Source organism: Sphingomonas azotifigens NBRC 15497 (genome assembly GCF_002091475.1).
Lineage (GTDB): Bacteria > Pseudomonadota > Alphaproteobacteria > Sphingomonadales > Sphingomonadaceae > Sphingomonas > Sphingomonas azotifigens.
In genome coordinates this window covers 34,648-48,020 of sequence record NZ_BCTR01000006.1, presented here as the reverse complement: position 1 = coordinate 48,020, position 13,373 = coordinate 34,648, and the positions used below count along the sequence as shown (strand labels likewise).

Here is a 13,373-nt window from a genome sequence, read left to right as displayed (position 1 = left end):
GATGCAGCCTAGCGACCCCTTGCCTATTCGACCACAGGGCCGCGAAAGCGCGCCGTATCGAGCTCGCCCTCGCTGCGCGCGACCAGCATGGCGACTGCCAGATTAGCCGAGGCCGAGGGCACGGTGCGGGTCATGTCGAGCAGCCGATCGAACGGCAGCACCAGCCCGACGACCAACGCCGTCTGCTCCGCCCCCACCCCCACCGCCGAGAGCATCGCCGCCAGCATGAACAGCGAAGCCGACGGGATCGGCGCGGTGCCGAACGCCGCCAGCGCGCCGGTGAGCAGCATCGTGACGAGCATCGTCGCGTCGGGCACGATCCCCAACGCCTGGAGCGCGAACTGGCCGAGCAGCCCTACATACATGGCGGTGCCGTCCTTGCCGATCGAGGCGCCGAGCGGCAGCACGGTGGAGGCAACGCCGCGCGACACCCCCAGATTGTCCTGCGCCACCCGCAAGGCCACCGGCAGCGTCGCCGAAGACGAGGCGGTGGAAAAGGCGACGACCAGCGCGTCGACGATGCCGCGGAAGAAGCGGACCACCGGCAGCCGCGCGACCAGCCCGATCAGCGCGGCATGGACCACCAGCATCTGGATCAGCGAGGCGAGCACCACCCCCAGCGCCAGCCAGCCGACATGGACGAACACCGCCGCGCCGTTGGCCGCCACCGCCTGGGCGATCAGCGCCAACACGCCGAACGGCGTCACCTCCATAACGGCGCGAACGATATGTAATAGCACCGTCGACAGGCCGTGCAGGAGCGCGACGACCGGCTTCCCCGCCTCGCCTGCCAGCACGCTGCCGCTGCCGAGCAGCACTGCAACGAAGATGATCGCGAGCATGTCGCCGCGCACCAGCGCGTCGAAAATGTTGAGCGGGACGATCGCGAGAAGCTGCTCGGCAGGCGGCACCGGCGGCCCGAGCGGGTGCGACACGACGCCGGCCAGCGGCATCGCCAAGCCCGGTCGCAGCAGCAGCCCCGTTGCCATGCCGATCGAGACGGCGATCAGTGTCGTGAGAGCAAACAGCCCGACGGTGCGCCCGCCGATTGGCCCCAGCCGCCGCGGATCACCGAGCGTCGCGATGCCCGCCGCGATGGTGACCAGCACCACCGGCACCACCAGCATCTTGATCAGCCGGACGAACAGCTCGCCGACCAGCCGGATCGCTCCCGCCGCCTCCGGCCAGAACAATCCGATCGCAACGCCCAGCAGCAGGCCACCGACCACGCGCTGCCACAGCGGAATGGCGAACCAGCCCCGGATCAGGCGCAAGCGTGGGTTCCCCAGAAACCAGGCACGGGCGCGGTCAGGATGCCAGCATGATCGCGCGCGCCGCCCGGCCGGTCCTCGGCCAACCAGAGCGGGCCGTCGAGATCGACGAAATCGGCCCCGCCCGCCACCAGCATCGCCGGCGCGATCCCCAGCGACGAACACACCATGCACCCCACCATCACGCCAAATCCCCGCGCCCTTGCTTCCGCCACCAGGGCCAAAGCTTCGGTCAAGCCGCCGGTCTTGTCGAGCTTGACGTTGACATGGCTGTACAGCCCGGCGAGCCGATCGAGATCGGCGCGGGTGTGCAGCGCCTCGTCGGCGCAAATCGGGATGGCACCTCCCAGCGCGGCCAGCCCGGCATCCTCGCCGGCGGGCACCGGCTGTTCGAGCAGGTCGACCCGGTGCGCGCGCAGCATCGGCAGCCGCGCCGCGATATCCTCCACGCGCCAGCTTTCATTGGGATCGACGATCAGCCGCGGCGTCGGCGCGACGGCGCGGACGGCGGCGATCTGGTCGGCCGCCCCGTCGCGATCGACCTTGATCTTGAGCAGCGGCACCTGCGCCGCACGGCTCGCAGCCCCGGCCATCGCGTCCGCCGTGTCGATGCCGATGGTGATCGCCGAGGCAATCGCGTCGACCGGCCTGACACCCGCCAGCGCGGAGACACTGGTGCCCGCCAGCCGCGCTTCGAGGTCCCACAGCGCGCAATCGACGGCGTTGCGTGCGGCCCCCGCCCGCAACGCCGCGGCGATCTCCGCGCGGGTGGCGCCGTCCTCGATCAGCGACCGCACCGCCTCGATCTGGGCAAGCGCGCCGTCGATCGTCTCGCCATAGCGCGGATAGGGGACGCCCTCGCCGCGCCCGACCATACCGCCCTCGCCGATCGTTACCGACACCACATCGGCGGCGGTCTTCACGCCGCGCGCGATGCGGAACGGCGTCCTTAGCGGGAAACGGTCGTGGCGAGCGTCGAGGGTGCGGCGCATGGCGTCTCCAGCAACAGGTCGATGATGGCATCCGACCCGAAGCGATAGGGATCGGTACAGGGCAGGCCCAGCGCGTCCTCGGTCTCTCGGCACAGCCGGCGCGCCTCCGCCTCGTCGAGCTTGGCGGTGTTGAGCGCCACGCCGACGGCGCGCACGTCCGGACTGGTCAGCCGGGCGACGCGGAGATTGGCTTCGAGGCATTCGGCAAGCCCAGGCATCGGATAATGCGGCAGGCCGCGCATGTGCGGGCGCAGCGGATCATGGCACAGCACCAGCGCCGACGGTTGGGCACCGTGGAGCAGCCCGGTCGAAACCCCCGCGAAAGCGGGGTGGAACAGCGACCCCTGCCCTTCGATCAGATCCCAGCCATCGTCGGCACGCGCGGGCGCGAGCGTCTCGATCGCGCCGGCGATGAAGTCGGCGATCACCGCGTCGAGCGGCACGCCGTCGCCGGCGATCAGGATGCCGGTCTGGCCGGTCGCACGGAAATCGGCAGCGACGCCGCGCGCCCGCAGCGCATCGCGCAGGCACAGCGTCGCATACATCTTGCCGACCGAGCAGTCGGTGCCGACGGTGAGCAGCCGGTTACCCGCGCGCCGCCGGCCATTGCCGACCGGCAGTTCCTCGGGCGCGTCGCGCACATCGAACAGGGTGACCCCCGCTTCGGCCGCCGCCGCAACCAGCTCGGGCACGTCGCGCAGCCGCTGGTGCAGCCCGCAGGCGATGTTCAGCCCGGCACGGATCGCGGCGAGCGCGTCGCCGATCAGCCACTCGGGGAAGCGTCCGCCCGGATTGGCGATGCCCAGCACCAGCGTCCGCGCGCCCGCGGCACGACCGACGGCCGCATCCATCCGCGGCAGGCCGAGGGTGAACGGGCAATCGTCGTGCCGCCACTCGCCGACGCAATCGTCGCGGCGAAAGGCGGCGAGGCCGCGCGACGTCTTGAGGCCGATCTCGTCCTGCGAATGGCCGAGATAGAGGAGATAGGGGGCGGGAATGGTCATGATGCGAGCATGATAGGAGCGGTGGTGCGCGCGCCGCCAATCGCGCTCGCACCACCGCCTATAACGCGCGGCTATTGGCTGCAGTTCTGGGGCCGCGGCCGCAGCAGCGCCCGCCCCGCCGCCACGCCGGTCGCCGCACTGTCGGACAGCGCCAGCCGGCCGTTGACGAACAGCGCCGTGACACCGACGCTCGGGATGCGCGGATGGAGGTAATCGGCCCGCGGCGCGTAGTGCTTGGGATCGAGCACCACGACATCGGCATAATAGCCCCGCCGCAGATAGCCGCGCTGCGGAATGCGGTACATGTCGGCGGTGGCACCGGTAGAGCGGCGGATGAACTGCTGGAGGGTGATCACCTTCCGCTCGACGACATAGGTGCGATAGAGCCGCGGGAAGGTGGCGTATTGGCGCGGGTGCCCGTTCGACCCGTCCGACGAGGTGACCACCCAGGGTTGCCGCATGATGAGGTCGACATCGCGATCGATCATGTTGAAGCTGGCCACGTCGGTACCCGCCGGACCGGTGCCCGCCGCATCGGGCGTGCGCAGGATGCGGATCGCCGCGTCGATCGGCGAGATCTGCCACTGCGTCGCCATCTCCGCCAGCGTCTTGCCGGTCCAGGGCTGGCCCTGGGCGGTCAGCAACAATGACTGTGCGCCGCCGCGCCGGCGCAGATTCTCCGCCATCTCGACCTTCAGCCGCGCCATCGTCGGCGGATCGTCGAAGCGGGCGAGCAGCTTCTTGTAGCCGCCGTCCATCGCCCAGCCCGGCACCAGCGACGCATCGACGCTGGACCCCGAGGCGAGCCACGGATATTGATCCGCAGTAACAATCTGGCCCGCCCGCCGCGCCGCCTCGATCGTCGCGATCAGCGCCGGCGCCTGCCCCTGCACCGGCACGCCGAGCGCCTTGAGATGCGCGAAATGAACGGGCGTGCCGGCGACCCGGCCGATCTCGATCGCTTCCCTGGTCGAGGCGAGCAGGCCGATCGAATAGTTGGATTCGTCGCGCTGGTGGGTGTCGTACATCCCGCCGCGCTTGCCCGACTCGCTGGCGACCGCAGTCACTTCGTCGGTCTTGGCGAAGCTCTGCGGCGGGTAGAACAGGCCGGTGGACAGACCATAGGCGCCCTCGCACATCGCCTTCGCGGCGAGGCGCTTCTCCTCGGCGAGCTCGCCCGACGTGGGCGCGCGGGCGTCCTGCCCAAGGACATGCTCGCGGATCGCGCCGAAGCCGACGAACGGCACCACGTTGGTCCCGATGCCGCTCGCCTCCAGCGCGTGCGCATCCTTGGCGACCTCGAACGTGCCATAGCCATCGACGCCGATCACCACGGTGGAAACGCCTTGCGCCAGCCAGGGCAGGTTGAGCCGCGCCTTGGGATCGGCCGAGCGGATATAGCTGTCCGGGTGGGTATGCGCGTCGATCAGCCCCGGCGCGACGATCATGCCGCGGGCATCGACCACCTTGGCGGCGGCGGTGCCTCGCCCGCGGCCGACATAGACGATCCGGTCGCCCTCCAGCTCGACATCGCCGACAAAGGGCGGCGCCTCGGCACCGGTGTAGATGGTGCCGCCCCGGATCACGACGTCGACACGCGGCGCGCTCGATGCCGTGGCGGCGCACCAGACAAGGGCAATCAGGGCAAGGCGCTTCATCAAAGGCTCCTATCCGGCTGGAGGCGGGTGGTCGTGACCGCCGCCGCATCGACGGCGGCGCGACTGAACGGCATGGGCTGCATCGTGCCGGCGATCCAGGGCGCAACCTGGTCGCGCGCATGCGGCGACCGCGGATCGTTGGACTGCCCCGGCAGGTTGAGCATCACCGAACGATCCCAATCGCCGACATCGATCACTTCAAGGTAGCTCGCGCCGCCGCCGACCCGCCAGTCCGGTCCGCTGCCGAGCCAGCGCGCCATCACCGTGAAGCTGTCGCCGCCCGATCCGCCCGCCTCGATCGGCGGAAATGCGGCAGCGATCGCCGGGATGCGCGCCAGCGGGTGGGTGATGCGGACGCGGTGAAGCGCATCCCAGCGCCACGCCGCCGGATCGCTGCCGAGCAGCTTCCCCGCTTCCGCCCAACCCGCGGCGAGCGCCGCATCGATCAGGTCGGGCCGGTCGGCGGCGACGCGAATGAGTTCGGGCGGCTCGATCGCCGGGATCAGGCTGCGCGCCCGCTCCGGCACGAGCGCCGCGAGCATCCGCGCGTTCAGCTGGCGCAGCACGATCTCGTAGAGCGCCGCCGCGGCGCTCGCGCCATCGATCCGGGCATCCCAGCGAGCCAGCATTGCCGCGGCGGGCGCGGCTTCGGGCGACGGCGAACGCGGCAGCATGGCCTGGAAGCGCTGCGCGAGCACCGACAGCGTGTCGTGCTGGAGCGCGACGCTGTCGGCAATGCTGTGCCGCGTCTGCGTCGACAGCACCTGCGCGATGCGGTCGTAGCGCGCGGGATCGCGGAACGAGAAGGCCGGGCTTCGCTCGGCGGGCCAGCCGGGCGGCAAATTGTCCTGGTTGGCGGAGGCGGACCAGCCTGCGGGTGGGTCATAGTCACCGGGCAAGGCGCGGAAGTCGCGCATGCCCACCCAGTCATAGCGACCGTCGCCGGGCACCGGCAGCAGCCCGTTTCCGCGCTTGCGTTGCGGCCAGAAGCCGATCGACTGGCGACCGTGATGTCCGTGCACGTCGGCATAGTGAAAGTTGGTGGGCGACGGGTGCAGCTTGAACGCCGCACGCAGGTCTTTCCAGTCGCGGGCAAGATTGATCGCGACCATCGAGAACGCGCCCGATCCCCCCGGCTGCATCCCCACCGAGGCGAGCGCAGTCGCCCGCGAGCGGGCGGGATCGTGCGAGATCACCGGGCCCTGCACGGCATAGCGGAGCACCGCCCGCTGCGGCGCGGCGTCCTTTACCGGGATGTCGACCACATGCTGCTCGAACCGCTTCCAGCCGCCGTCATGGCGGTAGCGCTCGGGATCGGCGGGGTCGAGCTCCAGCACGAACAGGTCTTCCTGGTCGATGTGGAAATTGGTGCGGCCGAAGGCGAAGCGATCGGTGTGCCCCTGCATGATCCCGGCCAAACCCGGGGCGCCGCCGCCGATCACATCGAGCCCCGGCGCAGTGAGGTGCGCGACATGGCGCGGGCCGAACCCGCCGATGCCGAGATGCGGATCATTGGCCAGGATCGGGCGCCCGGTGGCGGTACGGCTGCCCGCGACCGTCCAGGCGTTCGATCCCGCATTGGTGGCGCTCAGCCGTTCGTCCGGATCCTGGGTCGGCGTTTGCCGGCTGAACGGCAATGGGCCCAGCCGCAGCACGCCCATGTCCGCCTCGCTGACCTGGGCAGGATCCAGGCCGTCCGGCACGGACATCGCGAACGCGGGGCGCAGCGGCGCCACCAGCCGGTCGAGATCGAGCAGCCCCAGCGCCGCCAGCCGCGCGCGGCGGATCTCGTCGTCGACATTGCCGACCGATCCGCCCCGCGCCAGCACCAGGTCGCGAACGTCCCAGCGCAGCGGCATCACGCCGAGGATGCGATATTCCAGCGGCAGCAGCGTCGGATCGCGCTCCACTTCGGCGATGCGGGCGTTGATCCCCGCGACATAGCCACGCACGCAGTCCAGCACCGGGCGCGGGATCCGCGCCAGCTCGGCGTCGAGATCGCCGCGATAGTGGAACAGCCGCGCCGCCGCGTCGTGGGCGGCAAATGCTGTGCCGAACGCCTCGGCCATCTGCCCCATCTCGCGGCGATGGCTGAAATCGATCTGGAACAGGCGGTCGCGCGCGACGACATAGCCCTGGCCGAAAAAGGCATCCGGCTTGGTTGCGGCCCGAATGTGCGGCACGCCCCAGCGATCGTCGACGATCTCGACCGGGTGCGACAGTCCGGCAACTGTCGCATAGGACGGCAAGCCGCTCGGACGCGCGACCGCACGCACCGGCAGCAGCGCGCCGAACGCGGTGGCGCCGAACAGGAAGCTGCGGCGATTGACCATGATGTCCCCTTGTTGCGGTGCGCAGCGACAGGCGCGGCGAACGTATTGGCGTGGCGCTTGCAAGGGGAGCATAGAGCGGCGGCGCGCCGGTGCAATCGCACCATAATCGAAGGCTATGGCATACCCAACGATCGATTGTCGGGTAAGCCTTGACCTGCTTCGCATTCGGCCTGCACCATCGCCTAAAGCACGGATCAGCGACAAGAACATGACCGTCCGCAGGGAAATCAGGCTCCAAACGCATAAAAAGGGGGATTGCAGATGACCGACGGATCATGGCGAAGGCAGTTCGCAACCGGCGCAGGGCTGGCTGCCTTGTCGCTGGCCCTGGCGACGCCCGCCCTGGCGCAGACAGCGCCGCCCGCCGATAGCGCGGAATCTCCGTCGCAGGCCGAGGCGGATCGGGTTTCGCCGGACGATCTGGTCGTCACCGGCACGCGCATTCTTCGCAATGGCTTCCAGTCCCCGACGCCGCTGACGGTGGCGACGCAGGAGGACATCCGCAACACCTCGCCGACCAACAACCTCGCCGATTTCGTCAACCAGCTGCCGGCGCTGGCGGGATCCACCCGCCCTTCCAACTCGCGGCTGGCAATCAGCTCGGGCCTGGCCGGCATCAACGCGCTCAATCTGCGCGGGCTCGGCGAAATCCGCACGCTGGTGCTGCTCGACGGCCGCCGTACGGTGGGGTCGAGCGTCACCGGGCTGGTCGATATCAACACCTTCCCCCAGGCACTGGTGAAGAGCGTCGAGATCGTCACCGGCGGCGCCTCCGCCGCCTATGGCTCGGACGCGGTGGCCGGCGTGGTCAACTTCGTGCTCGACAAGAAGTACCAGGGCATCAAGGCCTCGGCCGATAGCGGCATCACCGGCCACGGCGACGGCGGCAACTATTCCTTCAGCCTCGCCGCCGGCACCGCCTTTGGCAGCGACGGGCGCGGGCACGTGCTGCTCAGTGGCGAATGGGCGCACCGCGACGGCATCTTCCAGGTCGACCGCGACTGGAATGCGCGCGGGCGGGTGCGCATCACCAACCCGGCCTACACCAACACCAATGGCCAGCCGCAATATCTGATCCGCCAGCCGGTAGGCGTCGCCAATGCGACGCCCGGCGGCATCATCCTCAACTCGGCCGGCGGCGTCGCGAACCGGCTGCGCGGCATCTATTTCGGGAATGGCGGTGCGCCGAGCCTGTTCCAGTACGGCGCGCTCACCTTCCCCGCGGCGGGCGGCACCACGGCCCCCTCGCTGACCCAGGGCGGCGACTGGCAGCTCAACGACCAGGGCCGCAACATCGGGCTAGATGCGGACGACGATCGCCGCGGCGTGTTCGGCCGGGTCAGCTACGACGTCACCAGCGGCATCTCGCTGTTCGCCGAGGCCTCGTACAACTGGCAGAAGACGCTGTTCAACGCCGGTCCGCAATTGACCACCAGCACGACGCTTGCCGCCGCCAACCCCTATCTGCAGGCGGCGCTGGGCAATGCGGTTTCGGCCGGCCTGATCACCGCGGCGGAGCGGGCTGCCGTCACCTCGGTGACGATCGGCACTACCGCGGTCGACCTGCCCTATCGCAAGAACAACAGCAGCCGCGACGTGCAGCGCTACGCGATCGGCGCGGAAGGTGAGTTCCAGGCGTTCGGCCACAAGGCGATCTGGAACATCTATGGTCAATATGGCGAGACCAACGCCCACGAGCAGTTGCGCGACATCATGAACACCACGCGCATGGCCAATGCGACCGACGCGGTTGCCGCGCCGGCGGGCAACACGCTCGGCGTTCCGGCGGGCACCGTCGTGTGTCGCTCGTCGCTGACCGCGCCGACCAATGGCTGCGTGCCGCTCAACCGGCTGGGCATCGGCGTCACCAGTTCCGCCGCGATCGACTATGTGCTCGGCGACCCCTATCGCGACCAGAGGCTCAAGCAGACGGTGGCCGGCGCCAACCTGTCGCTAACCCCCTTCGCCACCTGGGCGGGCGACGTCAGCGTCGCGGTGGGCGGCGAATATCGTCGGGAGTCGGTCTCCGGCTATGTGCCGACCGACTATCAGACCGGCTGGTCGGTGGGCAATTTCCTGCCGACTTTCGGCAGCTATCACGTCAAGGAAGCCTATCTCGAGACCGTCGTGCCGCTCGGCCTCGGCATCGAGTTCAACGGCGCGGTTCGCGCCACCGACTATTCGACATCGGGCTATGTGACGACCTGGAAGGTCGGCGCGAGCTGGCAGCCAATCCCCGACATCCGCTTCCGCGCCACCCGCTCGCGCGACATCCGTGCACCCAACCTCAGCGAGCTGTTCCAAGCGGGGACCTCGCGGACCAACACGCTCACCGATCCGGCGACCGGCCGGACCACCGTGACCTTCCGCGAACTGACCACCGGCAACCCCAATCTGCGTCCGGAAAAGGCGGACTCGGTCAATATCGGCGTCGTGCTCCAGCCGCGCTTCCTGAGCGGGTTCTCGGCGTCGGTCGACGGCTTCGACATCAAGCTGAAGGATGCCATCGGCCAGTTCTTCGCGCAGGACATCATCAATCGCTGCTATGAAGGGCGCAAGGAGTTCTGCAACGCCTATGGACCCGATCCGACGGGCGATCGCGAGCTGTTCTTCCGCGCCAGCCCGTTCAACTTCGCGCGGCAATGGGTGCGCGGAATCGACTTCGACGCGACCTATCGCGTCGACCTAGACCGGATCTTCGGCAAGGCGCCCGGCGCTGTCACGCTGCACGGCCTCGCCACCCGCTATATCCACAACATCACCGACAGCGGCGTGCCGAACGTCGTGCCGGTCGACGCGGTGGGCCAGTTGAGCGGGATCAGCCCGCCCAAGTGGATCTATCGCATCAACGCCACCTATGAGACCGAGCGCTTCTCGATCACCGGCACCGCCCGCGGGGTGAGCAGCGGTACCTATGGCAACAACTACATCGTCTGTAACGGCAATTGCCCGGTCGGCCGCCCGGCCGCGACCGTTTCGCAGTTCCCGACGATCGACAACAACCACATCTCCGGCGCCGCCTATGTCGATCTGAACCTCACCGCCAAGATCACGCAGGGCGAGAAGATTCGCGGCGAGGTCTTCCTCAACGTGACCAACCTGTTCGATCGCGATCCGATCCTGCTGCCAGAAACCGGCTTGGCGGCGAACAGCACCTATTCGGACCTGCTGGGCCGCGCCTTCCGCGTCGGTTTCCGGTTCGAAATGCGGTGAGCCGGCCCGGCGGGGTGTTCGCACCTGCGGGGCTGCACGCGCGGCATCCCAGCCGCGCCGTCGAGTTTCGCTCGTGATGATCGACCGGCGGCGCTTTGTGCAAGCGATGGGCCTTGCACCGCTGGTCGCAAGCCTGGCGGCACCCGTGGAGGGTATGGCCGCGGCACGCGACCCACGGTTCGGCGCGGCCTTCGACGTTATCAACGGCTGGGTGGGCAAGGCCTTTCCGGGCGCGGTCGTCGCGATCGGGATGCAGGGGCGCCTGGCGGCGCTGCGCAGCTTCGGGCGGATGTGGTCCGCACCGAATGCCCCGGCCATGCCGCGCGACGCGATCTTCGACCTCGCCTCGCTCACCAAGGTGGTCGGCACGACGACCGCCGCCGAGTTGCTGTACGATCGCGGCCTGCTGGACCTCGACCGCCCGGTGATCGCATACCTGCCACGCTTTGCCGGCACGCCGGGGCATGCGCAGATCACCGTGCGGCACCTGCTCAGCCACAGCTCGGGCCTGTTCACCACCGATCTTCTTTGGCAGCACAGCGACAGCCGGCAGGCGCTGCTCGCGCTCATCGATCGCATGCCCGTCGCATGGGCGCCCGGTTCGCGCTACCAATATCGCGACGAGAACATGATCCTGATGGGCGAGATCGTCGAGCGCCTCTCGGGCAAGCCGCTCGACCGTTTCCTGCACGACCATGCGTTCGTACCACTGGGAATGAAGGATACCGGCTTCAACCCGCCGGCCCGCCTGCTACCCCGGATCCCGCCGACCGAGCAGGACGATGTCTTCCGGCACCGGCTGGTGCGCGGGGTGGTGCATGACGAGAATGCCTATGTGCTCGGCGGCGTCGCCGGACATGCCGGGCTGTTTTCGACCGCGCACGATCTCGCGAAGCTTGCGGAACTCTATCTGCGCGGCGGCAAAGGCTTGCTGAAGCCGGCCAGCATCGCCGCCTTCACCACCCGCCAGGCCGAGCCGCCGGGCACCTCGCGGGCGTTGGGCTGGGACATGCCGGACGCCGCCGGCAGCTTTGCCGGCCCCCGCGCCTCTCCCGACGCGCTGATCCACACCGGCTTCACCGGCACGTCGCTCTATATCGATCGGCAGCGCGACGCGTTCATCGTGCTGCTGAGCAATCGGGTCAATCCGACCCGCGACAACAAGGGGATTTTCGACGCCCGGATCGCGATCCACACCGCGATACTGTCGGCGATCGACGGCCGGTAACCCTATCCCTCGAACAGATCGCTGCCGGCCGCGCGGCCGTCCAGCCGGTTCCACAGCGCCTCGGTGCCGGCCTCGCGAGCGCGGTTCACATATTGCGAGGCGACCAGCCACCCCTTGATCGGCCGCAGCGGCAACAGGCTACCGAGCACCATCAGCGGCAACGAAGTGAATAGATGCAGCCACAGCGGCGGTTCGAATGCGACCTGCACCCACACCACCACGAAGGTGAGCGGGAACACCACGATGCACAGCGAGAAAAAGGCGGGGCCGTCGTCCGGTGCGGCGAACCGATAGTCGAGACCGCAGGCCTCGCACTTGTCGACGACCTTGAGCCAGGATCGGAACATCCGCCCCTTGCCACACCGCGGACAAACACCTTTCCAACCGGATTTCAGGATCCAGGGGAACGCGCCCGTTTCGTCTGACCTCGCCATAGCCGTTGCTCCAGAAGCGCCAGTGACGGCCCGAACATAGGGAGGGGAAGATGCATACACAATGCCACTGCAGGCATTATGCATGCATTTTGCAAGGGAACGCCCGCTCCTCAGCGCAAGAGCAAGCGGCCATTCGCGACCGGTTCGCCGAAATCGGGCGAACCATCGGGGCGATAGCGGAAATATTGCAGCCGCGTATGTCGGTTGGGGTCGAACAGCGGGTCGCCCTGGATCGCCTCGTAATCGCGGGCGTGATAGACGAGCACGTCGCGGCCCCGCTCGTCGACGGTGAAGCTGTTGTGCCCCGGGCCGAACACCTGGTTGACGGCGGAGCTCCGGAACACCGGCACCGGCGACTTGGACCAATTGGCAGCGTCCATAAGCTCGACATCGGCCGCGCAGCTCAGCATCCCCATGCAATAGCGCGCATCGGTGGCACTCGCCGAATAGGTCATGAACAGCCTGCCGTTGCGGGCGAGCACCGCCGGCGCTTCGTTCACCTTGAACCCCTGGACCTCCCAGTCGAGCGTCGGGATCGACAGGCGTACCGGCCTGGCGGCGAACGTCAGCGGCGTCGCCAGCGGCGCGAGATAGAGATTGGAGTTGGTGTCGATGCCCGGCTCGTGCTGCGCCCAAGCCAGATAGCGGCGCCCGCGATGCACGAAGCTGGTCGAATCTAGGGTAAAGCTGTCCCATTCGGTCTGGAGCTGGCCCAGCACCTGCCAACTGCCGGTCATCGGGTCCGGGCCGCTGCACGCGATCGCAAAGGTGCGGATGTGGAACACGTCCTCGCCGCCGCCGCTGGGCCCCGCGGCAAAATACATCACCCAGCTGCCGTCGATGCGATGCAGTTCGGGCGCCCAGAGAAACCCGGACATCGGCCCCCGCGCCGGATGCCGCCAGAGCACTTTCTCGGCTGCAGTTGCCAGGCCCGCCAGCGTCTTCGACCGGCGCAGCACCAGCCGGTCATATTCGGGGACCGACCCGGTCATGTAATACCAGCCATCGGTGTGGCGAAACACCTGCGCGTCGGCCCGCTGCCGCACGACGGGATTGACGATGGCATTCTGCGCCCCTGCCCGCGCCGCCGCCGGCATCGACGAAGCCGCGGCAGCGCCAACGATGAATCCGCGTCGTGTCAGCAAGCACATCCTCCCCTGGTTCCATGTCCCGGATACCGGCGGTCGCCGGTCAATTTGTCTGACATATCCACGAAGTGGTTCTGACATCAAGGCCGTAT

At 68.6% G+C, this 13,373-nt stretch carries 8 protein-coding genes and 1 pseudogene; 2 read left to right on the top strand and 7 right to left on the bottom strand.

The window, feature by feature from the left end; all coding sequences use genetic code 11:
* Positions 1–23: 23 nt before the first annotated feature.
* From SAZ01S_RS03130 to SAZ01S_RS03110, 5 genes are all read right to left on the bottom strand, one after another.
* Complete coding sequence (locus SAZ01S_RS03130; protein ID WP_084579966.1) at positions 24–1,274, bottom strand: dicarboxylate/amino acid:cation symporter; 1,251 nt, start codon at positions 1,272–1,274, stop codon at positions 24–26.
* Positions 1,265–2,263, bottom strand: coding sequence for an N-acetyl-D-Glu racemase DgcA (dgcA, locus tag SAZ01S_RS03125; RefSeq protein ID WP_084579964.1), 999 nt, complete (start codon positions 2,261–2,263; stop codon positions 1,265–1,267). The genes SAZ01S_RS03130 and dgcA overlap by 10 nt, the downstream gene beginning before the upstream one ends.
* A complete protein-coding gene (gene dgcN / locus SAZ01S_RS03120; protein ID WP_084579962.1) occupies positions 2,221–3,267 on the bottom strand; it encodes an N-acetyltransferase DgcN in 1,047 nt (348 codons plus the stop codon). The genes dgcA and dgcN overlap by 43 nt, the downstream gene beginning before the upstream one ends.
* A 71-nt stretch (positions 3,268–3,338) precedes the next feature.
* Complete coding sequence (locus SAZ01S_RS03115) at positions 3,339–4,925, bottom strand: N-acyl-D-amino-acid deacylase family protein (protein ID WP_084579961.1); 1,587 nt, start codon at positions 4,923–4,925, stop codon at positions 3,339–3,341.
* A complete protein-coding gene (locus SAZ01S_RS03110) occupies positions 4,925–7,258 on the bottom strand; it encodes a penicillin acylase family protein (protein WP_084579959.1) in 2,334 nt (777 codons plus the stop codon). Before SAZ01S_RS03110 ends, SAZ01S_RS03115 begins: the two co-directional genes overlap by 1 nt.
* 261 nt (positions 7,259–7,519) lie before the next feature.
* On the opposite strand from SAZ01S_RS03110, the gene SAZ01S_RS03105 reads away from it, so the two are divergent.
* A complete protein-coding gene (locus SAZ01S_RS03105; RefSeq protein WP_084579957.1) occupies positions 7,520–10,471 on the top strand; it encodes a TonB-dependent receptor plug domain-containing protein in 2,952 nt (983 codons plus the stop codon).
* 76 nt (positions 10,472–10,547) lie between these two features.
* On the top strand, positions 10,548–11,699 hold the full coding sequence (locus SAZ01S_RS03100) for a serine hydrolase domain-containing protein (protein ID WP_245824544.1): 1,152 nt from the start codon (positions 10,548–10,550) through the stop codon (positions 11,697–11,699).
* A 2-nt stretch (positions 11,700–11,701) separates the two neighbouring features.
* Here SAZ01S_RS03100 and SAZ01S_RS03095 read toward each other — a convergent pair whose 3' ends face one another.
* Positions 11,702–12,133, bottom strand: coding sequence for a DUF983 domain-containing protein (locus SAZ01S_RS03095; protein WP_084579955.1), 432 nt, complete (start codon positions 12,131–12,133; stop codon positions 11,702–11,704).
* Positions 12,134–12,255: 122 nt separating this feature from the next.
* Positions 12,256–13,284: pseudogene (locus SAZ01S_RS03090) on the bottom strand (glycoside hydrolase family 43 protein); the annotation flags it as partial.
* Between the last annotated feature and the right edge of the window lie 89 nt (positions 13,285–13,373).